This is a genomic window from Mycobacterium colombiense CECT 3035 (genome assembly GCF_002105755.1).
Taxonomy (GTDB): Bacteria; Actinomycetota; Actinomycetes; order Mycobacteriales; family Mycobacteriaceae; genus Mycobacterium; species Mycobacterium colombiense.
In genome coordinates, this window is the sequence record NZ_CP020821.1 from 2,126,042 (window position 1) to 2,148,612 (window position 22,571).

The following is a 22,571-nucleotide window of genomic DNA, read 5'->3' on the forward strand; positions in this document are numbered from 1 at the left end:
TTCACCCGTCTGCGGCCACGGCTTGAAAGACCGTAATCTTCTTGGCCGTTGCCTGCTCCGGCGCGCGTAGCCATGGTCGCGCAGGCCACCAGCTCGCCCGTCCCAGCAGTGTCGCGATGGCCGGCACCGTAATGGTGCGCACCACGAAGGTGTCCACCAAGATGCCGGCCCCGATCACGAAGCCGGATTGCACGACGGCTCCAATGCTGGAGAACAGCAGACCGAACATGGATGCCGCGAAGATGAGGCCGGCGGCGGTGATCACTCCGCCGGTGGAACGCACGGTCCGGATGACGCCGGTCCGCACACCCGTCGGCGACTCGTCGCGCAGCCGTGACGCCAGCAGCATGTTGTAGTCCGCGCCCACCGCGACCAGCACGACGAAGGTCAATCCGGGTACGCTCCAATGCAATTGCTGCCCCAGGATCACCTGGAACAGCACGACCCCGATACCGACGGCCGACAGATAGGAGAGCATCACCGACCCGACCAGGTACAGCGGCGCGACGATCGCGCGCAGCAGGGCGATGAGGATCAGTAGCACCACGATGATGGTCACGACCGCGATGAGCTTGATGTCGCGGTCGTAGTAGTCCCGGGTGTCGCGCAGCGTGACCGGGTACCCGGAGATCGAGATCGAGGCATCCGACAGCGCGGTGTTGGGTTGCGCCCCCTTGGCGGTGGCCAGGATCGCGTTGACCTGGTCCATCGCGGCGGTGCTGAACGGGTTCAGGTCGGTCTGGATGAAGTAGCGCACCGAATGGCCATCCGGCGAGATGAACGTCCGCGCAAGCCTTTTGAAGTCGGGCGTATCGAGGGCTCCAGGCGGCACGTTGAAGCCGGCCATCGATGGTTGTGACGCGTCGCGGCCCATGTCCATCAGGAAACCGGAGGCCTGGCCGAGACCGGCCCCCATTCGGGTGACCTGATCGACGAGCTGCTGCACACCGTCGGCCACCTGTCGCCCGGCGCTGGCCAGGTCGTTGGCGCCCTTTTGCACCGTGGCGATCTGCGAGCGCGCCGCACCGGGGTTGTCCAGTCCCAGCCGGTGCAGCGACGCGAGAGCGCCATGGAGGGTTTGTCCGAGACGGTTCACGGTGGCGGCCAGCGTCTGAGACGACTGCGTCGACTGCAATTGGTGGAACAGGTCGCTGATGCGGCCAAGGGTTCCGTCGTCACGGGCGGTGACCAACCGGTGGAATTGGGCTCGGGCCCCGCTGCAGACCGAGCTGGCGTCACACACCACGCTGGTATCCAGCGCCGCGACCACGGCGTCGATCCACTCGAAATTGCTCATCATGGCCGAGAAATTGATCTGCAGCGTGTTGCCGAGCACCCGGACACTGCTGACAAGCTTTGTGGCGGTGTCGATGTCGCCTAGCGTCGTGCCCCCACCGAACAAGGCCGACACCGTTGCCAGGGCATCGACCAGACCACTGACGCCCCCGATCGCCTGACCCACTTGCGTGCGCACGTCACCGAGCTTGTCGGCCAACAGTCCCGCACCGGAGGACAACCGGTTCAGGTCGCCGGCGTGCCTGTTGATCAAGCTCGACGCGCCGCCCAGTTCCTTGCCGACCTGACCGGCCTGATAGGTCGCCTTGGCCTCCTCCAGCGAGCGTCCGGTGGGCCGGGTGACCCCGCGGACCATGGCGACACCCGGGATTTGGCTCACGCGTTGGGCCAGCTGCTCCAAGTCGGCAAGGGCGCGTGGGGTGCGCAAATCTTGCGCAGAGGAGATGAACAGGTATTCCGGAATCATCTGGTTCACCGGGAAATGGTGTTCCAGCGCCGCGTATCCGAGCGAACTGCCGGCCGAGGCGGGTAGCTGCTTGCGGTCGTCGTAGTTGAAGCCCACCAGGGTCGTGCAGGAGGCCGCGGCGATCAAGACGATCAGGCTGGCGGCCAGATAACGCGCGGGCCGGCGCACGATCCGCACCCCGGCCCGCCGCCAGAACACGGTGGTGCGCTCCGCACGCGGCGCGATCCAGCCGCGCGGGCCGGCCACCATCATGATCGCCGGCAACAGCGTCACCGCGGCCAGAAGCGCTACCGCGATCCCGATCGCCAGCGCGGGGCCCACCGTGGAAAATAGACCGAGGTTCGCAAACCCCATGCCCAGGAAGGTGATTCCCACCGTCCCCGCCGACGCCGCGATCACTTTGCCGATGGACGCCATCGCCCTTTTGACGGCCCGCTGCGGGTCCTCACCGCCCCGGACGTAATCGTGATAGCGGCTGATCAAAAAGACGGCGTAATCGGTTCCCGCTCCGGCGATCATCGCGGAGAGCAACACGATCATCTGGTTGGACACGGCCATACCGGTCAGCACCGATACCCCGGATACCACCGCCTGCGCCGTCAACAGGGAGGCGCCAATCGTGATGAGCGGCAAGAACATCGTGATCGGGTTGCGGTAGATGACGACCAGGATGATCAACAACAGAACCGCGATCGCCAACTCTATGGAGACACGGTCCTTTGCCCCGGCGTCGGTCAGGTCGGCGACCGTGGCGGCGGGCCCGGTGAGGCTGGCTTTCAGCGTCGACCCGTGCGCGCTCGCCAGCGTGTGTTGCACCAGCGCCACCACGTTGTTGTAGGCGCGATAGGACTGCGGTGTGCCCAACTCTCCGGCCAGTCCGACCGGCACCACCCACGCCTTGTGGTCCTTGCTGCTCAACACCTCACGCAACGGCGGCATGCTCAGGAAATCCTGCAGCATCACCACGTCTCTGGTGTCCTGGCGCAGCCGGTCCACCAGTGTGCCGTACAGGTTTTCGTCGTCGCGGCCCAACCCCTTGTCGTCGCTCAACAGCACGATCAACACGTTTTCCGAGCCCGCCTCGTGGAACGCCTGGTTGATCTGTTTCGCGGTGACCGTCGACGGCGCGGCAGCGGGCAGGATGGCCACCGGGTGCCGCGCGGACATCTCGGCCAACGACGGCACCGCCATCGGCAGCACCAGTGCGAGCAGGGCCCAGCACCCGATCACTACCAATGGCCACCGCGCGACCAACCCACCTAGCCAGCCGAAAATGCGTTCATCCTCTCAGGGCGTCGCTTGGCCATGACTTTAGCGTGCTTCGCGAAAACCATTGAGAACTATACGGTTTCGAATTTGTTCGCGACCTCTTGCCAAGCGCACGCGTTTCTCCTGGCGATCTCGGCGACGGTGCCCGAACAGTGGACCGGAATGTTTTCGGCGATCGCGTTGACGGCGCCGATGGCAGCCATGTCGGTGGATAGTAGTCGCACGAGCCTTCTGCCCCGGTCGGAGAACCTCACCGCCGGGTCGTTTCTCAGCCGCTCGAGGAGATCGTGGTCGGGGGCCCCGCGATGCCTGCCATGTCGACCGCCGGCGGATGTGTCCTGCGAAGCGTGACCGTCCGGTTCCGGACGAGAGCTCGACGTTTTCGCAAGGCTATCGGGCAGGGGGTTTTCGCCTCTTTCGAAGCGCGCCCGCACGTCGCGCGCGGTGCTGACGGAGACGCCTGCGGTACGCGCGATCTCCCGCAATGACGCGGCCGGGTTCGTCGACAGGAATTCCGCGGCGCGCCGCCGACCGTTGATCGGGCTGATGGGACGAGATTTTCCGTCACGTCCGAGCCGGACGTCTAAGTGGGAATCTTCCCCAGTTAAACACTTGCGCAACATGGCGACCGTTTTGTTCGACACCCCCGTGAGCACGCCGATGGAGCGATCCGAGCGATGCGGATTCGCCAAGAGGATGCGTCGCGCCGCAGCCTTTCGTTCCGAAAGGGTGAGCGGTAGGCCGTGGGTGACGTTCAGGTGCACAGCGAGCGCGAACGCTTCGGCGTCACTGCCTTCGAAAAACTTTGCTGCTATCGAGTCGTGACCCCGCAACTGCGTGGCGCGCAACCTATGCACGCCGTCGATCACCCGCATCGATGTACGGTGAATCACTATGGGAGGCAAGGGAACCGGTGATTGCGCCAAGATCTCGATATGGCGTTCGTTCGCTTTGATCTTCCGGGGCGAATGCGAACTGTGAATTGCTGCTATAGGAACGTTCTCAACCGGCAGAGAGTGCTCTCGAGATAGCCACTCCGCCATCGGACACGCTGGCACCCGATCCCCCTTATCGTATTGGCGCACTAAGCGGAGCGCCCATCAATGTCGTGGTTGCTCGGCACGATGCTGTCGGTCGACCCAGGCATCAGCCAGCCATCACCGCTCAGGATTGGCATGACCGGTTTGATCTCTGTCTTTTCCGCACCGCCTTCACGACGAACTGTCTGCCCCGACCTGGATCCAGCTGTGCACACAGATTCCTGGCCGGCGGCCTGGCATGTTCGACACGGGGCGCAGTCGACGGGGGCGCGCCGACGGCCTCTTCATCGCGTAGTCGCGATGAAGCCGCGATAGAGTTCGCGCGTGACAGGGCGGGCCCACCGTGGTCGGCAGACTGCGGGGCGTTGAACCGCTGGACGAGCTGGTCGTCGCGGGGAAAACCCTTGCGGTGAGCCTGTTCACGATCCGCTACTCCGTTTCGGGAATCTCGAGCAACGAGAATCCACCTCTCACAGTCGAGTATCAAATTTCCATAGTGCAGCGTCGGCGTCAATTAATTTCGGGGACCAATCGCCGGTTCGCCATCGCGGCCGACATGGAGCCGGAATCGGTGCGGGCGCGCGAGGACATGTACTGGCGAATCATCACGTAGAGCTAGGTATCCCGCTGCTGTGCATCATTGCCGCTCCTGTTTTGGTACGAGCAACATGCTTACTCCATCGAAGCAAGATGGACACACATACATCTTCGGCGGCCGCAGCTTCCGGGGTCCGTCGCACCGCCGGCAAGCAGTCCCCAGATGGCCCTTGTAGAGGAGAAGGTTCTCGACATCGGCGTTGCCTGGCTTGTCGCCACAAAACGTGGCGTGGATGACCTGCGCCATCTACGGTTCGAGTTCCGCAAGCTGAGCACGGATCACGTTCCGTAGCTCTTCTTGCCATGGCGGACGGTGCTCGAAGCGGACGTAGTCATCAGCCCAGACCCGCACGGCCCTGTCTTCTGCCGACGGACTACCGATCGTGTAGCCGCCGTCACGCAGGGGTGCTCCGATCGCGCGTCTGGCCGGGGCGACCGGGCCGGGCCTCACGGCGGATGGCGCGCGATGGCAGGCTGCGCATACCGGCGGCAAAGCTATTCCGTTCGCTGTGGCCCACTGCTCAAGCTCCGCCAGCTGTCCCGCGCAGATCTTCACGTACTGCTTTGTCGCCGCGCTTCCGCCTCGAATCTGATGGGTGAGCGTCCGGCACGCAGCCAGGTGCAGCTTCGCCTCAGCCGGGTTGTGGCTACGCGCGATGTTGAGTACGACCCCGGGCGGGGTTCGCGTCGAGCCACATGCGATAGCCGCTGTCGTCATCGCGGAATTCGCGCGCGCTCATCGTGTCATCTTCGATCTCGTGCCATGCGACACTCTCACCGGGTGCCCGGTACCGCGCCGCAACGAGCGACAAGATCCGCGGCTGCGCTCCAAATCGATTGACTGTCAACTGGGTTCATCCGGCGCCCGGTCGCGTTCGGCCATAACCCGAGACGACTACCGTTCGATACCTTGTTCATATCTGGGGAGCCTGTGCGCAAGGATGCCCCAGGGCGGTTCGGGCTTGTCCAATAGGGGTCGGTGAAAGCGCTGGGATCGGTTACGAGTGCAGTTTGCCTGTAGAACACTCCGCGGGTATTCGCTCGCGCTTGTCAAGATGAGAGGGTGACGATGCTGCACGGAACACTTGCGACCGTCCTGACGGCCGTCGTGGTGGCATTTATTGCCGCCAGTATGTTGCGGTCGCTTAAGAACGTGGTTCGTCACGAACGTCTCCGCCAGGAATACCGTCAAACAGTTCTGGCGATGCGCTGGTGGATGATTCCGGCGGCAATTGGCCAGCTCACCATCGTGATTGCCGTTTACATCGCGCTCGTGCGCATATTTCCGCTGCTTGGATGGGGTTGGTGGCGGATGCTGGGCAATAGCGGCAACGTCGGTCTCGCGCAGACGGGCCAGAGCGGGTTGATCTGGAAAGTGGTGGGGGTTGGGGTGCCTATTGTCGTGGCCGCTGTGGTTCCGTGGTTGGCCCACGCTGAAGAGCTGGCGTTTCGGCATCGAGCTGAACAGCAAGGTGTCCGCCGAAAAGTGACGAGGCAAGTCACGTTCGGGTTGACCCATTTTTGGGCGGGAATACCGATCGCGGCTTGCCTAGCGCTGACCATTAGCGGGCTGTACTTCCTGATGGTGTACTTACGCGCCATTGCGGCACTCGGCCCCGAGCTGGAAGCGGCGCGCCAAATGCCCCAGTACGAACGCCTGCCCTACCCTGCGCTGCCCGCCAACCTTAAAAGTAAAGACCCCGACGCCTGGGCGGAATTGCAGAGAGAACGTGAACGGGTACGCACAGAAAATGAGCGACGACGCAACGAATGGGCTGACACCCTTGGTGAGCAGATATCAGCTAGTCGTGACTGTGTTGATCAGGTGAGACGACGTGCGGTCGCCAAGTCCGCCGCTGCGCATGCGGTCAGCAATTGGGTGTTGATCGCCCTGCTCGTGTTGTTCCTCGTGCGGCGAGCGCTAGTGAGCTAGCGGGAAGTCACGGAAGCTCCGCGATGCCCGAACGGTGAAGTATCACAGCGGGTTTCCGGGCGCCAGCGTGATCACGTAGTTGCATGACCGACCCACCCGCCGTGAACGAAACGGTGGATCACCGGATGGCGTCGCTCATCCAGGGCTGATCCCAACGATCAATCGCCGCCACCTGGTCAAGCGACTTGCGCCGCACCGGGTGGTGACCGCCCTTGGGCCAACCCACCGTGAGTAGAGTCGCGATCTTCCAGTCGTCGGGGATGCCGACCATGGATCGCAGTTGGTCCTCGCACGACCCATGCCACAGGGTGATCGCGGCGCCAAGGCCTTGCGCGCGGGCCGCCAACAGGAAGTTCTGGACGGCGGGAAAGATCGACCCGCCCTGCTGTAGCTCGGTGGTTCCCCGCTGCGGCTGGACACAGAACAGCACCAGCACAGGCGCCGCACCACCAACGCTCATGTGCTCGGCCATCGCTCGCAAAACGCGCGATTTGGGGTCGTCCGCCTCGTTCTCAGGCATCGAAAAGCCATAGAACTCGGCCATAACGTCCCACGTCTGATGGGCCGCCGCCGTGACCACCTCGCGCAGGCAACCAGATCGCAGCAGGACGAACTTCCACGGCTGCTGGTTGCCTCCGGACGGAGCCCAACTCGCCGCGCGCAGACAGGTTTCCACGGCCTCGTCGGAAACCGGCTCGTCGCGATAGCGCCGCACCGAAGACGCGGTACGCATGACCTCCCAGAGATCCGCAGGCGTCTGCGGCACCGGTTGCCCGCTCACGGCTTCGCCTTCGCGGGCAGCAGACCGTGCCACGTTCCGCCGCGCACCGGACCGGTGACCAGAGGCAGATCGAGGGTGGACAGCAAGCCTGCCGGGGCGGCGATCACGGCCGGGATGGCGTTGAGTTCGCGCATGACAGTCGCATAGGTCAGGCCGCGCATGTTGTTGCCGCGACCGTGCATCTCGATATCGACGGTATAGGTGGGCAGACCGTCGACGATGACGCGGTAGCCACCGTGCGGCGATGGATGTCGCGGCCAATCTGGCGCGGAACCCTCGCCCATGCGAGTGATGTGTTCGAGTAGAACGCGTTCCTCACCGCCCACGATGCCGGCGAGCTTGAAGCGCATACCTCCCACGGTGCCCGGCTCGATCCATCCCGACGCAACCTCGTATCGCCGAGTGGCCAACCATTTTTCGAGGGATATCTCCACGCGGTCGAGCGGGAGACCCATGCCGTTCGCGACGAGGTGGACGGTCGGTCCCCACAGCGCGCCGAGGCGCTCGGTGTCGAAGAGCGCGGCCGGATAGTCGGGGACGTGCCCGAACCCCATGAAGTCGAACATGATGTCGGGTTGATTGATGGGGCCGTAGTCGAGTATCTCCTGCATCGTGACGCTGTCCACACGACTGCTGAAACCTGTCATCGTCAGCGCGATCACATCGTTCGCCCAGCCGGGGTCGACGCCGCTGTTGAAGAAGCTGGTGCCGCCCTCCGCGCAGGCCGCCTCGAGCAAATCGACGGTTTCCTTGTCGGCAGCGGGCGGATAGCACATCGGCACCAACGAGGTACACACCACGTGCTTGCCCGCTCGCAGGCAGCGCGCAATGTCCTGTGCCGCTTCGTGGTAACGGTAGTCACCCGACGCGAAGTAGGCCACCACATCGGCGTCCACGGACAGTGCGCTATCAATGTTTCGCGTGGCCATGACACCGGTCGCGGGCATTCCGCACAAGTCGCCGGCGTCCTTGCCGTCCTTGGCTTCCGCATGCACCACCACGCCGGCCAGCTCCAAGCCGGGGTGCGCGATGAGGGCACGCAACGCGCCGGTGCCGACCTGCCCCGGACCCCACAGGATTACTCGTGGCTTGCCTTGACCATTCGCCATCGGGCCCCTTCCGGTCATCACCTGCCGGTCCATGAGAACATAGCTTCTCATATAGAGATAACACCATTACCGGATGCAGACGAAAGGGGCGAACGGTGGGCGATTACGAATTCTTGAAGTGGGAGACGTTCGACGAAGGCAGGATCGTTCGGATTTCGCTGAACCGCCCCGACCAGCGAAACGCCCAGAATCGGGGGATGCTGGTCGAACTCGATGACGCGTTTGCCCGCGCCGAGTCCGATGACACCGTCCGCGTCGTCGTGCTGGCCGGCGAGGGCCCGATGTTCTCGTCCGGCCACGACATCGGCTCCAAACAGGCGCGTGCCGAGTTCAGTCCGGGCGCCGGCCAGCACCCCACCGTGACCATCAACGGAGGCACGCGGGACGGCGCGGAGCGGACCATGCTGCAGGAATGGCACTACTTCTTTCAGAACAACCTGCGCTGGCGCAACCTACGCAAGATCACGATCGCCCAGGTGCACGGCGACGTGTTCTCGGCAGGTCTCATGCTGATCTGGGCCTGTGACCTCATCGTGGGGAGCGAGGAGGTGCGCTTCGCCGATGTGGTGGGGACACGGCTGGGCATGTGCGGCATGGAATACTTCGGCCATCCCTGGGAATTCGGACCCCGCCGCACGAAGGAACTCATGCTCACCGGTGACGCGATCGGGATCGAGGAGGCCTACCGGCTCGGCATGGTCAGCAAGATCTTCACGCGCGACGAACTCGCGGAGCGCACGTTGGAGCTGGCGCGGCGCATCTCGAAGGTCCCCACGATGGCGGCCCTGCTCATCAAGGAGTCGGTAAACCAATCAGTGGACAACATGGGTTTTTACAATGCGCTGCAATCGTGTTTCGCACTGCACCAATTGAATCACTCGCACTGGGCCCAGATCCGCGAGGACAAGCTCCCGACCGCGGGCGAAGAGCAAGGGGTGCCGAACTGGCGAACCGCTCCCCCTGTTGTGTTGGCGGTCAAGGATCAGGTCCGGTCCGGCGCCTAACGTTGTGGCGGTGAACAATAACTCACCCGAGGCGCCACGCCCGATGAACGTCACCGTGCCGGGGCATCTCTTCGCGCAGCTGCCGTTCTACGACGTCGTCGATACCGATGATTCGGTGGTCGTCGACCTGCGCAACCGACCGGATCTGACGAACCTGCGCGGCGCGCTGCAGGGTGGACTCGTCGCCACGCTCATCGACATCGCCGCCGGGCGCCTTGCGGTCAAATACGCCGGCGATGGCGGCGGGGCGGGAACCGCGGACATGTCAATCCACTTCCTGGCACCCATCGTCGATGGCCCCGCGCGCGCTACCGCCACGTTGGTGCGCGCGGGGAAGCGGATGATCGTTGTCGGCGTCGACGTCTTCGACGTTGGCCGAAACCGGCTCGCGGCCCGCGCCACGCTGAGCTTCGCGATCCTTGCACGCCGCAACCCTGTTCACGTTGCGGCGGCCCCGTAGCGCGCATCGGCCACCCGGTCCAACGCGACGGCAGGTTCGCCGAAAACCATTGCCCATCCCCGGACCCGGCGATAGTAGAGCTGGATGTCGCCCTCCATGCCGAACCCGTACCCGCCGTGGATGTGCAGGCTACGCCGCGTGGCATCGCGCGCCGTCTCATAGGCGAACGCGAACGCCATCGCGGCCAGCTCAGGCACGCGTTCGGGCTCATCGGCGAATGCGCACGCCGCCTTGAGCCCCAGCAGCCGCGCCCCGTCGGCGGCAGTGGCGCTGTCGGCCAGCGGGTGGGACACCGCTTGGAAGCTTCCGATCGGGGCTCCGAAGGCGTGCCGTTGTTTGGCGTAGTCGACACCGATCTCGACTGCCTTCTTGGCCGCACCCGCCAGCGCGGCAGCCGTGAGCATGAGCCACAAGTCAAGAGCGCCGCAGAACAGATCGCGCGCCTGCGTCCCGGCGACGAGGACGATGGGCTCGTCCTCAAGGGAGATATCCGCCAGCGGCAATGACGCGAGGTTTTCCACCGCGACGCGGTTCTTCCCGATGGGCACCACCAGCAATCGTCCGTCGGCAAGAGCGATCACATGGTCTGCCACCGCCCCGCCCGGAACCAGTGGCAACCGGCCATCGCGCACGGCGCGCGGCGCGAACGTGACCAGCTGGTCACCCGCCATGGCCGCGCTCAGTAACCCTGCGCCCGCCTCGCCGGAGTCGGCCAGCAGTCGCGCGGCAACCTGCGCCTCGATAACAGGCGCAGACGCGACCGCGCGACCGAACTGCTCGGCGATCAGCGCAAGTTCCAGTTCGGAGGCACCCCACCCACCGGCCGCCTCACCGACCGCCATCTCGACTGCACCTGTCTCCCGCAGTGCTTTCCACAACTTGTGATCGAAGCCCGACGGCTCGGCCGCCCGCACTCTCTCCGAGGTCGACTCACGCGCAAACAGCGCGGCGAAGGAATCCACCAACTGTCTCTGTTCGCCCGTCAGGCTCAGGTCCACGATTACCGTCCCATCACGTGCGGATATGGTTACTCTCAAAATTGAGATTATCATTATCGACCATGCCGCCCCCGGGGCCCGTACGACGACAGATTGGCCTGATACATGCATTTTCAGCTCGCCGCAGATACCGCGACCTACCGCGACGGCATCCGTGCTCACCTTCGGGACATACTCACTCCCGAATTCGAAGAGCGCATCTATCGCAGCGGCGTCGCGCATGACGACGGGTTCGCCAAAAGCCTGGTCGAGAAAGGCTATTTCGCTCCGGCCTGGCCCGTCGAGCTCGGTGGGCAGAACCGCAACGTGTGGGACGATCAGGTCCTCAAAGAGGAACTCATGCGTTTTGACGCGCCGCTCTACCTGTCCGAGACAACCAGGATGGTGGCATCGATTATTCGCGCGGTCGGCACCCCGGCGCAAAAGGATCGAATTCTGGCCGGCGCGATCAGCGGCGACATCACCATCGCCCTTGGCTTCACGGAACCCGAGTGCGGGTCGGACGTCGCGGCTGCCGCCACCAGGGCCGTTCGGGACCGCGACGAGTGGGTGATCAACGGTTCCAAGATGTTCACCACCAACGGTCACATCGCCGACTTCATATTTCTACTCGCGCGCACGAGCCCGGATAAACCGAAACATCAGGGGCTCACGATGTTTCTGGTGCCGTGTGACTCCGATGGCTTTGCGGCACAGGCGGTCTGGACACTTTCCGGGGAACGCACCAATATCACCTTCTACAGCGATGTCCGCGTCGGCGACGAGTGGCGGATTGGTGAAGTCGATGACGGCTGGCGGGTGCTCGGGCTGTCGTTGCAGGACGAGCACGCATCCGGCTGGGGCCCGCATCTGATCCGGTTGCTGGACCATGCCGAACACTGGGCAACCACCAGCCAGGAAGACGACGGCTCGGCACCCATCGCGAAAACCGATGTGCGGCGCCGGCTGGCCCGCATCGCGATGGAGACCGAGGTGTCGATGCTGCTGCAGCGACGGTGCGTGTGGATGTTCGAACAGGGCGACGTCCCGGTGGCCGAGGGACCGATGTCCAAGGTATTCAGCACCGAGGCGCTCGAACGGGCCAGCCAAGACGTGGTCGAACTCGTCGGCGCCGACGGCTTACGCAGCTACCTCGAACCGAGCGCTCCCGAACGCGGACGGTTCGACCACTCATTGCGGTTCTCGTTGGGCACCACGATCTATGCGGGTACCAGTGAGGTTCAGCGCACCATCATCGCCCAGCGCGGGCTCGGCCTACCCCGTTAGTTTCTTTGGCCGTCCGCCCCGACCGGTGGATGCCGCGCGCGAGGCCGCCTTGCGCGCGGGCTTGGTCTTGACATCCGGGGCAGGCGGCGTGACGGCTTGCTTACACCACGCCCACAATTGGTCCTCGGTCAGCTTGGATCCCTTGCCGCCCAGATGAAAAACACCGATCTGAGCGAGCGCGGTGAGCGTCGTGTTCAGCAATGTGGTCAGCTGCGCGGGGGTCAGGTCGGTGCGTACCAGGCCGGCCCGAGCACACGAGGTGATGATCTTCGTCAGGAGCTTCAGATGCGGCTCCCACACCTTGGCGAAGTCGTCCGGCCGCTCGATCTCCAGGCTCAGGTTGTAGATCGTCATGACCCGGCCGCCGACAGCTTCCGACGACTCCGCGCGCGACAGCACCCCCCGGCAGAAGGCCTCGAGCTGCTCCATCGGACCGTCGGCCGCGGCGACATCCTGCCTGATGTCCTCGGTGAACTGACTTGTCACGTTCTCGTACAGCGCCAACATGAGTTCTTCTTTGCCCGCGAAATGTTGGTAGAAAGCGCGGAGACTCAGGTTCGACCTGTCGATGAGCGTCTGGATCGTGAAGTCGGCCTTGCCTGACTCCTCTACCAATTCGAGCGCGGTGGCCAAAAATCGCGAACTGCGGGCGAGGGCACGCGCTCGCGCGGTACTCAACCGCCGCTCGATCGTGCGTTGCTGCCACGTGCCGGGCAGCTCGACCTCGGTATCGACCAGTTCTAGGCCGGTTTCGGAGTCGGAACCGGCAGGCTTCTTTGTAGGCATAATGCGCTAAGAATACGCGTCCGACATGGAAAATGTACGATCTACCTATACGTGTATGTTGATTCTCACTTCGCGTAAGTCACTGTTGCCGGCGCGGCGGCCTTTCCGTCAGGGCTCGGTTGGCGTCCCGCACTAGCGGGGCACGTGGCCGCCCGGAGGTGCCCGGGCACACGAGGCGGACCCGATGCGGTACCGTGGAAACGGTCATTCTCATTTCCGTCTCAGTGTGCCACGAATGAAGCCACGGGCCGTTCCCGAAGGAGTGCAGCGTTGAGCGCAGATATCCTAATCGTCTCGCCGGACGACCATCTGGTGGAGCCGGCCGATCTGTGGACCAGCCGGCTGCCGGAGCGCTATCGAGACATCGGGCCGCGGATAGTTCGCACCCGCGGGCGCATGGATCCGTCCGTCACGTCCGACGTCGCGTTTGTCGAGGATGACGAGGGCCGCGACGCGGACATCTGGCACTACGAGGACGCGGTTATCCCGATCCCCCTCATCAGTGCGGCCGCCGGCTACGAGATCGACGAACTCACCACCGACCCGATCACGTACGACGAGATGCGGCCGGGCTGCTTCCGTCCGGCGGACCGGCTCGCGGACATGGATATCGCCGGCATCGAGGCGTCGGCCTGTTTCCCCAATACCCTCGTCCGTTTCTGCGGTCAACGCTTCCTGTACGGCAAGGACAAAGAGCTCGCGCAGCTCTGCGTCCAGGCCTACAACGACTTCCAGATCGACGAGTGGGGCGGAAGCTCGAACGGTCGGTTGATCCCGCTTGGCATCATCCCGCTCTGGGACGTCGAACTCGCCGTCAAAGAGGTCGAACGGGTGGCGGCCAAGGGCATGCATGCCGTGTGTTTCTCGGAGCTGCCCGCTCGTCTCGATCTGCCGTCCATTCACAGCGGCTATTGGGACCCGTTCTTCGCCGCATGCGAGCGAAACCAGGTCGGGATCATGCTGCACATCGGGTCGAGTTCTTCACTCACCAAGTCCTCCCCCGACTCGCCGCACGTCGTGACGAGCGCACTGATGGCGGTCAATTGCACTATCGCGCTGGTCGACTGGCTGTTCTCCGGCAAGCTGATGCAATTTCCCGACCTCAAGCTCGCGTTCGCCGAGGCGCAAGCGGGTTGGATCCCCTACTACCTGCAGCGTGTCGACGAGGTCTGGGAGGACCGGCGGGCGTGGGGCGGGATCCATCCCCTGCTGACCGAACCGCCCAGCAGCCAGGTACCCGGCCGAGTGTGGTTTTCCACCTTCGGCGATCCGGTCGCCTTCCGCATCCTGGATCTCGTCGGTGAGGACCAGCTCATGTTCGAAACCGACTACCCGCACAACGACACGAACTGGCCGCACAGCACCGAGGTCGCCAATAAGGCGACGGAAGGCTTGGACGAGGCAACCAAGCGAAAGGTGCTGTCCACCAACGCGAAGAACTTCTTCGGGATGGCCTAGCACGGTTTCCCAACCGCTAACGGGCCTTCCAGTCCGGCTTGCGCTTCTCGAGGAAGGCGCGCGGGCCCTCGATGGCGTCTTTCGTCAGGGCCACCTTCATCCGGTAGTTCTCGGCGAGCAGCTCTGCCTCGTAGATGGGCATCGTCAGCCCTTTGCGCACGGCCATCCGTGAACCCCGGACCGCCAGCGGCGCATTCGAATTCACCACGTCGGCAATCTCCCAGGCGCGTCCCATGAGTGCTTCGTGCTCGACCACCTCGGTGAAGACACCTAAGTCGTATGCGCGCTGCGCGTCAAGCTTTTCGTGCTTGCCCATCAAGATCAGCCGCATCGCCACCGGTAGCGGAAGGATACGGGCGAGCCTGACCCCCTCACGGCCGGATGTCACGCCGATGCTGACATGTGGATCCATCAATGTCGCACGTTCGGAGGCGACGGTGATGTCCGCCGTGGTCACGAGGTCCATTCCCGCACCGCAAGCGATGCCGTTCACCGCGCAGATGATCGGCTTGGTCATTTGCAGCCATGGCGGCGTGGCCTCCTGCGGCGCATCCCACTGTCGCATCGAACTGAGAATGGGCTCGCCCTGGTTATCGATTCCCGCCGCGTTCTCCATGTCGTGGTCCGCCGCCTTGTTGACATCCGCCCCGACGCACAAGGCGCGGCCGGCACCCGTGATGATCACCGTCCAGATATCCTGCGACCGTTCGATTTCCGCATAGGCCATGGTCAATTCGGCGATCATCTCGTCGTTGATCGCGTTGAGCACCTCAGGACGGTTGAGGGTCACACAAGCGGTATGACCCCTGACCTCGACCTCGATCGTGTCGTAGTGTGTCACCCGGTCAGGCCCTCCTCTCAGCGCATTCGGGAGCGATCGATTTCATTCGGCGGCCGCGGCGGCCCGGGCGGTCGGGTGAACACCGAGGATGTCGTGGAACCTGTCGCAGTAGCGAGGCCAGACATCCGGGTTCAACAAGCGAGGGGGCATCCGGCCTTCGAAGATCGTCTGCCACTGAGTGGCGGTCGCCACGGCGATGTCCCGCGCCGCCTCCACGGTGATGCCGGCGGTGTGCGGTGTCGCAACGACGTTGTCGAGCCGAAGCAGAGGGTTGTCCTGCCGGGGCGGCTCTTCGTGGAATACATCGAGACCCGCTCCAGCGATTCGACCGTTGACGAGCGCGTCGAACAACGCCGCCTCGTCATGGACCGGGCCGCGGGCCGTGGTGATGAAGAAGGCGGTCGGCTTCATCGCGGCGAACTGCGTTCTGCCGATGAGCCCGTGCGTCTCTCTGGTCAGTGGACACGTCACCTGTACGAAGTCCGACCGCTCGAGCAGCTCGCCAAGCGACACGCGCCGCACACCGCGGGTCCGTGCGGTCTCGTCGTCGAGGTAGGGGTCGAAGACCAGCACCTCCATGCCGAGCGGCGCGCACAGCTCGACGAGGCGGCCACCGATGGCACCCAGCCCGACGACACCAAGCGTCTTGCCGAGCAGTTGACTTCCCCGCAGGGACTGCCGGTCACCGAGCGGGCCGCTGCGCAACACCCGGTCGGAGACGGTGATCTTCTTGGCGAGGTCGAGCATGAATCCCAGTGCGTGCTCGGCCACGGCCTCGGCACCCGGCCCGGAGTTGTTGCACACCGCTATCCCCGCGCGCGTGCACGCATCGACGTCGATGACGTCATACCCGGCCCCGGCTGAGCAGACGGCGAGCAGGGTGGAACAGCGCGCGATCAGTGCCTGCCCGGCCAGCCACTGCGCACCGTCGGCCACCGACGCGACATCGGTTCGGGTGGCGACTTGATAGCCGTGTGCGGATTCCAATGCTGCCCAACCTTGTTCGGCGGGAGCTTTCAGATCGAGCTTGACGATATCGATTCCGGAAAGTTCCAGGATGTCCCCCGCGGCGGGGTCGGTCCACCGCTCGACGACCAACCGCGGTCGTGGCGCATCGGTCATCTGCCCGGCACGCCTTTCGCGCCTGCAGTCATGGCCGAGCCTTGGGCTTGGCCTGCGCCGCCTTGAACATGTCGGCCAGCGCGGTGTCGACGTTGCGGTAGTCGTTGCGCGCGACCGCGCCGTCGCGTCCGGGCACCACGTCGTATCCGAGCCGCAGATCCTTGTTTTCCATGTGGAAGTACTCGCGACCGATCGGTAGACGACGATCCTCGCGCGGGACCTCCATCCAGGCGCGCAGGAAACAGCGGGCTTTCTTCGGGTCGTTGCTGCTGACGAAGTCCGACCGGGAATGACACATCGCGAAATTGTTGGCGACGGCCGCTTCCCCGGACTCCAAACGGAATTCGACCTGCTGGTCGACGAGTATGTTGCGGAGCAGTTCGACGGCCTCTTCTTGCTTCGGGGTGAATTCACGACCGAGGGTCTTCATCGCCGGCAGGATGCTGCTGTAGGTGAAGTTGATGCAGATGCGCCCGTTGATTTGGGAGAAGACGGGCACGTCATAGGGGGTGATATCGGGCTGGTCATCCGGTTGTTCGCTGCGTCGGTGGTGCGGAAAGCCTTGATAGAGCACGTCTAGCAGGTCGGGACGCTCGGCCAGGATTCGGTTGTGCGCAGCGGGCCCGCTCGCAAACTGGCTTTCGCCGCCCTGGGCCGCCGGGTAGACGCACAGCAGCGCCAGGATGTCGGCGGCATCGTTGTGCATGGCAAGTTCGGCGCGAGACTTCGTGCCGCGCGCGGGCTGGATTCCGCCGGGCAGGATCTCTTCCTGCACACGCACCATGCGGTGGCCAAAGGAATTGTTCGACACCAAATAGCCCAGATGCGTGCAGAACGCCCAGTAGATGCGTTCGAGGTCTTCAATATCATGCTGATCGACTGGAAAGCCCCGCACGCATGCCAGGCCTTTGCCGAACATCAGGTCCTGGTAGAGCCGTCTTAGATCGTCGTCGAGGTCTGGGTGTCGAGCATCCTCCGGCGTGATGTCGTCTCGGTCTTTACCCGCGGTCTTGGCCAGGATCGATTCCAGGGCAGCCACATTGCGGGCGGACAGGTCGAAGGCGAAGTCTTCCTTGCTCGCGAAGTCCGCGCCGGTCCACGCCATGGGGTCGGTGACGCGTTCGGTGTAGATGGCTGTCGGCATCCGGTCCTCCTGGTGGATTGGCGTCGCTCTCGGCTACTCGGTGTCATTCGGCACGCTCGTCATCGTGGTGGTTCTGCAGTTCGCGAAGCGCTTGCGCACGCGTTGTGGCCGCCTCGGTCATCATCCCGATGTCAGTGCCCGCCGAGATGAATCGCAAACCGACTCCCACGAATCGATTCAGCAGGTCAACTGACTTTATTCCGGCGATGCCGAGCGCCACGCCGTGACTACGACAAGCCGCCGCGACCGATTCTACTGCATGGTGGAAATGGGCATTCTCATACTGCCCGTGGATGCCCATCGCGGCGGTCAGATCGCTCGGCCCGATGAGGATCATGTCGACACCATCGACCGAGGCGATGGAGTCGGCTGCCTCGACCGCCTCGGGAGTCTCCACCATCACCGCCACAACGGTGCGCCGTTCCAGCAACTCCACCAATTCCGGCGCTTCTCGCGGTGCGTATCCGCTGACCGCATTGGGGCCAGAGATGGACCTGCCGCCGATCGGCGGAAAACGCGCGGCCTGAACTATCCCTTCTGCATCTTCCTTCGAATTAATATGTGGCACAATGATTCCTACAGCTCCCCCGTCCAACACCCTCGCGATGACGCTGGGATCGTGGGACGGCACCCGCACCAGGCCGGAAATTCCCGCGCCGAGCGCGCTCATACACAGCATCTGGGCGGTATCGAGCGACGTGGATGTGTGCTCGAGATCGACGTACACGGCGTCGTAGCCGCATGCGGCCGCAACCGCGGGAATGTCGGGAGTGCGCGAGCTGAGCAGCGCCAGGCACAGCACTAGCGCCTCTCCGCGCAACGCGTCCCGCAACGCCTTTGTCATAGGCACACGGTAGCGGACCGAGAATAACGTTTCCACAATATCGTCAACGGCCATTATCGGCCGCGGTCGCCGATGTGATAACGATTAGCTATGCCGTCGAACCGCGTCGCCATCGTGGGCGCAGCCCTGTCCGAGTGCGGTCGGGTGCCCGACAAGACCGCCATGGCCCTCATGGCCCAGTCGTCGCGACGGGCCGTCGCCGACGCCGGGCTCACGAAGGAGGACATTGACGGGTTCGGCGGGCACGGAACGTTGCTTCCCCCTGCGGAAGTCAGCGAGTACCTCGGCTTACGGCCTACCTGGGTCGATGCGACCAATGTCGGCGGGTCTTCGTGGGAGGTGATGGCCTGTCATGCCGCCGCCGCGATCGCGGCCGGGCAAATCGACACCGCTCTGCTGACCTACGGATCGACCGCACGCTCCGACGTCAAGCGACGAGTACGGGCGTCGGCCGCCGCGATGGGAACCGGTGGCGCGCTGCAGTACGAGGCGCCCTACGGCCCCACTTTGATCGCCAAGTACGCTATGGCGGCCAGGCGCCACATGATCGAATTCGGCACCACCGTCGACCAGCTGGCCGAAGTCGCCATCGCAGCCCACGAGTGGGCGGCCATGAACGACAACGCGTTTGAGCGAGACCGCATCACTGTAGGGGACGTCGCGGCGGCGCCAATGTTGGCCGATCCCTTCACCTCCAAGCATGTGTGCCTGCGTACCGACGGTGGCGGTGCCGTCGTGCTTGCCAGCGAGCGCGTGGCCCGGGATTGCGCGAAGGAACCGGTTTGGATTCTCGGAGCGGCCGACGCGACGTCGCACGTGAGCATGAGCCAATGGTCCGATTTCACGACGTCACCGGCCGCGCGCTCGGGTCCACCCGCGTTCGCGCGCGCAGGCGTCAGCCCGAGCGACATCGATGTATGCCAACTCTACGATTCGTTTACCTCTACCGTGCTGCTGACCGTGGAAGATCTGGGTTTCTGCGCCAAGGGCGACGGCGGGCCCTTCATCGAGTCCGGCGCGCTTCGCCCCGGCGGGGCGCTTCCGACCAACACCGACGGCGGTGGCCTGGCTTCCTGTCACCCGGGTATGCGGGGGATGTTCCTCATGGTGGAGGCGGTAAGGCAGTTGCGCGGCGAATGCGGACAGCGCCAGGTCAGCGGGGCCGCGTTGGCGTGCGTCCATGCCATGGGTGGTTTCTTCACCCACAGCGCCACAATGATTCTGGGGAGGCAGTGATGACGGCTCCTGATCGTCCCACGATCGACGCCGACGGCCGAGCATGGTGGTCGGCAACGCAGGACCGCAAGGTGATGGTGAACGCCTGCCGGGCCTGCGGTCAGACGTCGTTGTACGCCAGGCCATTCTGCCCGCACTGTTGGGGCGAGGACGTCGAGTTGGTGCAGGCCACCGGTCGCGCACGGCTCTACACGTGGAGCGTCGTGTACCAAAATTCCGCCCCGTTCGACGCACGCACGCCGTACGTGCTGGCGATGGTGGACCTCGAGGAGGGGCCGCGGTTGATGACGACCGTGGAGGATTGCCGCATCGAAGATTTGCGCGCCGACATGGAATTGATGATCGCCTTCCGCGACGACGAGGACGGATTCGTCGTCCCCGTCTTCCGTCCTGCTGCAGGCGAGGCTCCGGCGGCAGCACCCCTCACCCCGTAGCGACGAGACGGTCGGCGAGCGACCGCTCCCGCCCAACCGACCTTGCATCGAGTTTGGTGCGGTCGACCTTGCCGTTGGCGTTGACCGGAAGAGGCTCGTTCCAGAACACGAGCTCTTCGGGCAGTTTGTATTTCGGAAGTCCTTCCGCGACAAGAGCACGGGCGACTTCAGCGAGCGACATCTCGATGCCGGGTTCGAGCACGACGGCCATGGCCAGTCGCTCACCCGTGGTGGAGTCCGGGACGGAGTAGGCGGCACATTCGCGTACGCCGCCTATCCTCGAGACGGCTTCCTCCACTTCGGCGGCCGGGATCTTCAGCCCGTTGCGAATCACGATGTCCTTGATCCGACCGATGATCCGCACCCGCCCGTCTACAACCTCTGCCACATCGCCGGTACGGAACCACTCGCCCTCGAACGCCTGTTGATCGTCCTCGGCATCGATGTAACCGAGAAAAGTGTGCGGACCCTTGATGCAGCACTCGCTGGGTTCGGCCAGGGAACCGACCCGCACCTCGACCTCACCGAGGGGCACTCCGTCGTCGGCGTGGCGGACTTCTCGAGGCTCGGTTCGCAGGCCGGAGGTACTGACCGGGACCTCCGAGGAGCCGTAGGCGCGCATGACGACGATGCCGAAATCGTCTTCGATGCGTTCGACGATTCGCCGGTCCAGCATTGTGCCGCCCAGATACACCGCACGTAATGGCATGACGGCGTCGCGGGTCATCGCCTCATCGAGCATCCGGTCCAGCAGCCGGTCCGGGCCCCCATACCAGGTGGCACCGGACGTGACCAGGAGGTCACAGGTCGCCGACGGATCCCAGCGATCTTCGAGGATCACCGGTACCGCCAGCATCGGGCCGATGAACAGGGCTTGCAGCACGCCCGTCACCGATGCCAGCGGGCTGATCAGAAAGATCCGGTCGTCGGCGCCGAGTCCCGCTGCGGCAATGTAATTCGCCGAAGCCTTGGCCAACGTGCTCAGCGAGTGAATCACGCCCTTGGGCCGAGAGGTCGTCCCCGAGGTGTAGAGCACAAAACACGGCTCATCTGCCGGCCGCACCGGGCGGACGGGCCGGTCGGTGGCCGTTCGGTCATCGGCACCGCAGTCAATCCAACGACAACTCCGCGCCAACTCCGGCTCGGCGATCTTCGCCCAGTTCGGCGCAGCGCCGTATTGCGCACCGGTGCATGTGAGGATGTCGGCGATCTGCGTGGCGCCGGCATTACGCGGCACGAGCAGAACCACCGCATCGACTCGCAGCGCAGCGTGGATCGACACCACAGAATCCACGTCGTTACCGACTACCAGGACGAGCGCGCTTCCCGGAGCAACGCCGGCATCGACCATCGCGTGAGCGACCGAATCGACGCGCTTGTCCAGTTCACTGTAGGTCAGTTCGGAGCCTCGATCGATCACGGCGACGCGATCCGGGTGCCGAGACGCGATCGATCGCACCACGTCGCCCGGCTCCGGCCTCCAGAAGCCTGCCGCGCGATAGCGGGACCGCACTTCGTCGGCGCGCCGCCGCGCGTGTCCTAGCAACCCAACCGGGCCAGTCATGGTTTTCCTCCGATGCAAATGATCGCTCTCGATTAAGCAAATGTAACCTCTCCTGCATGCATGCAATGACTTTCGACGACCAGGTAGCCATCGTCACCGGCGCCGGCGGCGGGCTCGGCCGCTGCCATGCGCTCGAACTCGCCCGGCGCGGTGCCCGGGTTGTGGTCAACGACCTCGGCAGTTCGGTGGACGGCAGCGGCTCATCGAGCTCGGCGGCCCAAGCCGTGGTCGACGAGATCACCGCGGCCGGGGGGACCGCGATCGCCAACGGCGACTCCGTAGCCACCGAGGAGGGCGGCGCGGCGATCGTGGCGACCGCGATGGAGGCCTTCGGGCAGGTTGATGTGCTGGTGAACAACGCGGGGATCCTGCGCGACGCCGCGTTCAAGAACATGACCGCCGATCAGGTCGACGCCGTCATGGCTGTGCATCTCTCCGGAGCGTTCAACGTCACTCGGGCGGTGTGGGCGGTCATGCGGGCGCAAAAATACGGCAGGATCGTCCAGACAACCTCGGGCACTGGGCTTTTCGGCAATTTTGGCCAGGCCAACTACGGCGCCGCCAAGATGGGTCTGGTGGGCATGATGCACGTCCTTGCCATCGAAGGCGCCCGCAATGGCATTGCCGTCAACGCCATCGCGCCCATCGCGCTGACACGAATGACCGAGGACATCATGGGCGAAGCCGGCAAAGCCATGCAGCCAGAGCTCGTCACGCCCGTTGTGGTCTATCTGTGTCATCGGTCATGTGACCGCACTGCACACATCTATTCCGTGGGGGCGGGGAAGGTGTCACGGGTGTTCATCGGTGTCACCAAGGGAATCGAGGACACGGCGCTGACGGCCGAGTCGGTGGCAGAGTCGATCGACGACATCGATGACACCGCCACCTTCACCATTCGCGGTGGGCCCACGGCAGGCTGA

21 protein-coding genes are annotated in these 22,571 nt (G+C 64.3%); 10 read left to right on the forward strand and 11 right to left on the reverse strand.

All coding sequences use genetic code 11. From position 1 onward, the window contains the following. Window position 1 precedes the first annotated feature (1 nt). Window positions 2-2,992 (reverse strand): MMPL/RND family transporter, encoded by a 2,991-nt coding sequence (locus B9D87_RS09670; protein WP_007770205.1) that lies wholly within the window; start codon window positions 2,990-2,992, stop codon window positions 2-4. 110 nt (window positions 2,993-3,102) lie between these two features. Next, window positions 3,103-4,074: a ParB/RepB/Spo0J family partition protein gene (locus B9D87_RS09675; RefSeq protein WP_080598523.1), complete on the reverse strand. Its 972-nt coding sequence runs from the start codon at window positions 4,072-4,074 to the stop codon at window positions 3,103-3,105. Window positions 4,075-4,414: 340 nt separating this feature from the next. Between B9D87_RS09675 and B9D87_RS09680 the strand changes: the two genes are divergently transcribed. The 3 genes from B9D87_RS09680 (at window position 4,415) to B9D87_RS09685 (ending at window position 6,601) form a co-directional block, all read left to right on the forward strand. Then, window positions 4,415-4,684, forward strand: coding sequence for a hypothetical protein (locus tag B9D87_RS09680; RefSeq protein WP_007770202.1), 270 nt, complete (start codon window positions 4,415-4,417; stop codon window positions 4,682-4,684). A gap of 147 nt (window positions 4,685-4,831) precedes the next feature. Further along, complete coding sequence (locus B9D87_RS27710) at window positions 4,832-4,960, forward strand: hypothetical protein (protein WP_274517465.1); 129 nt, start codon at window positions 4,832-4,834, stop codon at window positions 4,958-4,960. 771 nt (window positions 4,961-5,731) lie between these two features. Next, window positions 5,732-6,601, forward strand: a complete 870-nt coding sequence (locus tag B9D87_RS09685; RefSeq protein ID WP_040629715.1) for a hypothetical protein — start codon at window positions 5,732-5,734, stop codon at window positions 6,599-6,601. A 118-nt stretch (window positions 6,602-6,719) separates the two neighbouring features. On the opposite strand, the gene B9D87_RS09690 is transcribed toward B9D87_RS09685, so the two are convergent. Further along, window positions 6,720-7,334: a nitroreductase family protein gene (locus B9D87_RS09690; protein WP_040630118.1), complete on the reverse strand. Its 615-nt coding sequence runs from the start codon at window positions 7,332-7,334 to the stop codon at window positions 6,720-6,722. 44 nt (window positions 7,335-7,378) lie between these two features. Continuing rightward, a complete protein-coding gene (locus B9D87_RS09695; protein WP_007770198.1) occupies window positions 7,379-8,524 on the reverse strand; it encodes an NAD(P)H-dependent amine dehydrogenase family protein in 1,146 nt (381 codons plus the stop codon). Between the two features lie 62 nt (window positions 8,525-8,586). Here B9D87_RS09695 and B9D87_RS09700 point away from each other — a divergent pair, with 62 nt between their 5' ends. Both B9D87_RS09700 and B9D87_RS09705 read left to right on the forward strand, forming a co-directional pair. After that, entirely contained in the window at window positions 8,587-9,495 is a 909-nt protein-coding gene (locus tag B9D87_RS09700; RefSeq protein WP_007770197.1) for an enoyl-CoA hydratase, read from the forward strand. A 43-nt stretch (window positions 9,496-9,538) separates the two neighbouring features. Further along, window positions 9,539-9,955 carry a PaaI family thioesterase gene (locus B9D87_RS09705; RefSeq protein WP_007770196.1) on the forward strand — a complete coding sequence of 139 codons (417 nt, stop codon included), beginning with the start codon at window positions 9,539-9,541 and terminating at the stop codon, window positions 9,953-9,955. Here B9D87_RS09705 and B9D87_RS09710 read toward each other — a convergent pair. Then, window positions 9,934-10,953 (reverse strand): acyl-CoA dehydrogenase family protein, encoded by a 1,020-nt coding sequence (locus B9D87_RS09710; RefSeq protein WP_007770195.1) that lies wholly within the window; start codon window positions 10,951-10,953, stop codon window positions 9,934-9,936. The genes B9D87_RS09705 and B9D87_RS09710 overlap by 22 nt on opposite strands. A gap of 105 nt (window positions 10,954-11,058) precedes the next feature. On the opposite strand from B9D87_RS09710, the gene B9D87_RS09715 reads away from it, so the two are divergent. Beyond that, a complete protein-coding gene (locus B9D87_RS09715) occupies window positions 11,059-12,219 on the forward strand; it encodes an acyl-CoA dehydrogenase family protein (protein ID WP_007770194.1) in 1,161 nt (386 codons plus the stop codon). On the opposite strand, the gene B9D87_RS09720 is transcribed toward B9D87_RS09715, so the two are convergent. Continuing rightward, window positions 12,208-13,005, reverse strand: a complete 798-nt coding sequence (locus tag B9D87_RS09720) for a TetR/AcrR family transcriptional regulator (protein ID WP_007770193.1) — start codon at window positions 13,003-13,005, stop codon at window positions 12,208-12,210. The two genes, B9D87_RS09715 and B9D87_RS09720, sit on opposite strands and share 12 nt — an antisense overlap. Before the next feature lie 270 nt (window positions 13,006-13,275). Here B9D87_RS09720 and B9D87_RS09725 point away from each other — a divergent pair, with 270 nt between their 5' ends. Beyond that, window positions 13,276-14,463: an amidohydrolase family protein gene (locus tag B9D87_RS09725; RefSeq protein ID WP_007770192.1), complete on the forward strand. Its 1,188-nt coding sequence runs from the start codon at window positions 13,276-13,278 to the stop codon at window positions 14,461-14,463. Between the two features lie 16 nt (window positions 14,464-14,479). On the opposite strand, the gene B9D87_RS09730 is transcribed toward B9D87_RS09725, so the two are convergent. Genes B9D87_RS09730 through B9D87_RS09745 form a run of 4 tightly spaced genes read right to left on the reverse strand, consistent with a single transcriptional unit; the run spans window position 14,480 to window position 18,468 of the window. Further along, window positions 14,480-15,304 (reverse strand): enoyl-CoA hydratase/isomerase family protein, encoded by an 825-nt coding sequence (locus B9D87_RS09730; protein ID WP_007770191.1) that lies wholly within the window; start codon window positions 15,302-15,304, stop codon window positions 14,480-14,482. Window positions 15,305-15,346: 42 nt separating this feature from the next. Then, window positions 15,347-16,426, reverse strand: coding sequence for a hydroxyacid dehydrogenase (locus tag B9D87_RS09735; RefSeq protein WP_007770188.1), 1,080 nt, complete (start codon window positions 16,424-16,426; stop codon window positions 15,347-15,349). Window positions 16,427-16,454: 28 nt separating this feature from the next. Next, a complete protein-coding gene (locus B9D87_RS09740) occupies window positions 16,455-17,570 on the reverse strand; it encodes a TauD/TfdA family dioxygenase (RefSeq protein WP_007770180.1) in 1,116 nt (371 codons plus the stop codon). A gap of 43 nt (window positions 17,571-17,613) precedes the next feature. After that, the gene (locus B9D87_RS09745; RefSeq protein ID WP_007770177.1) at window positions 17,614-18,468 is read right to left on the reverse strand and encodes an HpcH/HpaI aldolase family protein; all 855 of its coding nucleotides are present in this window, start codon (window positions 18,466-18,468) and stop codon (window positions 17,614-17,616) included. A gap of 36 nt (window positions 18,469-18,504) precedes the next feature. On the opposite strand from B9D87_RS09745, the gene B9D87_RS09750 reads away from it, so the two are divergent. Then, entirely contained in the window at window positions 18,505-19,650 is a 1,146-nt protein-coding gene (locus B9D87_RS09750) for an acetyl-CoA acetyltransferase (RefSeq protein ID WP_007770175.1), read from the forward strand. Next, window positions 19,650-20,084, forward strand: coding sequence for a Zn-ribbon domain-containing OB-fold protein (locus B9D87_RS09755; RefSeq protein ID WP_007770173.1), 435 nt, complete (start codon window positions 19,650-19,652; stop codon window positions 20,082-20,084). Before B9D87_RS09750 ends, B9D87_RS09755 begins: the two co-directional genes overlap by 1 nt. Here B9D87_RS09755 and B9D87_RS09760 read toward each other — a convergent pair. Continuing rightward, on the reverse strand, window positions 20,074-21,597 hold the full coding sequence (locus B9D87_RS09760) for an AMP-binding protein (protein WP_080598522.1): 1,524 nt from the start codon (window positions 21,595-21,597) through the stop codon (window positions 20,074-20,076). The genes B9D87_RS09755 and B9D87_RS09760 overlap by 11 nt on opposite strands. Before the next feature lie 107 nt (window positions 21,598-21,704). Between B9D87_RS09760 and B9D87_RS09765 the strand changes: the two genes are divergently transcribed. Then, window positions 21,705-22,571 carry an SDR family NAD(P)-dependent oxidoreductase gene (locus tag B9D87_RS09765; RefSeq protein WP_040629711.1) on the forward strand — a complete coding sequence of 289 codons (867 nt, stop codon included), beginning with the start codon at window positions 21,705-21,707 and terminating at the stop codon, window positions 22,569-22,571.

Coding starts and splice junctions, on each gene's coding strand:
- B9D87_RS09675 (WP_080598523.1), bottom strand. CDS start 4,074: ATGGCGGAGTGGCTATCTCGAGAGCACTCTCTGCCGGTTGAGAACGTT.
- B9D87_RS27710 (WP_274517465.1), top strand. CDS start 4,832: ATGGCCCTTGTAGAGGAGAAGGTTCTCGACATCGGCGTTGCCTGGCTT.
- B9D87_RS09690 (WP_040630118.1), bottom strand. CDS start 7,334: ATGCGTACCGCGTCTTCGGTGCGGCGCTATCGCGACGAGCCGGTTTCC.
- B9D87_RS09695 (WP_007770198.1), bottom strand. CDS start 8,524: ATGGACCGGCAGGTGATGACCGGAAGGGGCCCGATGGCGAATGGTCAA.
- B9D87_RS09705 (WP_007770196.1), top strand. CDS start 9,539: ATGAACGTCACCGTGCCGGGGCATCTCTTCGCGCAGCTGCCGTTCTAC.
- B9D87_RS09715 (WP_007770194.1), top strand. CDS start 11,059: ATGCATTTTCAGCTCGCCGCAGATACCGCGACCTACCGCGACGGCATC.
- B9D87_RS09720 (WP_007770193.1), bottom strand. CDS start 13,005: ATGCCTACAAAGAAGCCTGCCGGTTCCGACTCCGAAACCGGCCTAGAA.
- B9D87_RS09735 (WP_007770188.1), bottom strand. CDS start 16,426: ATGACCGATGCGCCACGACCGCGGTTGGTCGTCGAGCGGTGGACCGAC.
- B9D87_RS09740 (WP_007770180.1), bottom strand. CDS start 17,570: ATGCCGACAGCCATCTACACCGAACGCGTCACCGACCCCATGGCGTGG.
- B9D87_RS09745 (WP_007770177.1), bottom strand. CDS start 18,468: ATGGCCGTTGACGATATTGTGGAAACGTTATTCTCGGTCCGCTACCGT.
- B9D87_RS09750 (WP_007770175.1), top strand. CDS start 18,505: ATGCCGTCGAACCGCGTCGCCATCGTGGGCGCAGCCCTGTCCGAGTGC.
- B9D87_RS09755 (WP_007770173.1), top strand. CDS start 19,650: ATGACGGCTCCTGATCGTCCCACGATCGACGCCGACGGCCGAGCATGG.
- B9D87_RS09765 (WP_040629711.1), top strand. CDS start 21,705: ATGCATGCAATGACTTTCGACGACCAGGTAGCCATCGTCACCGGCGCC.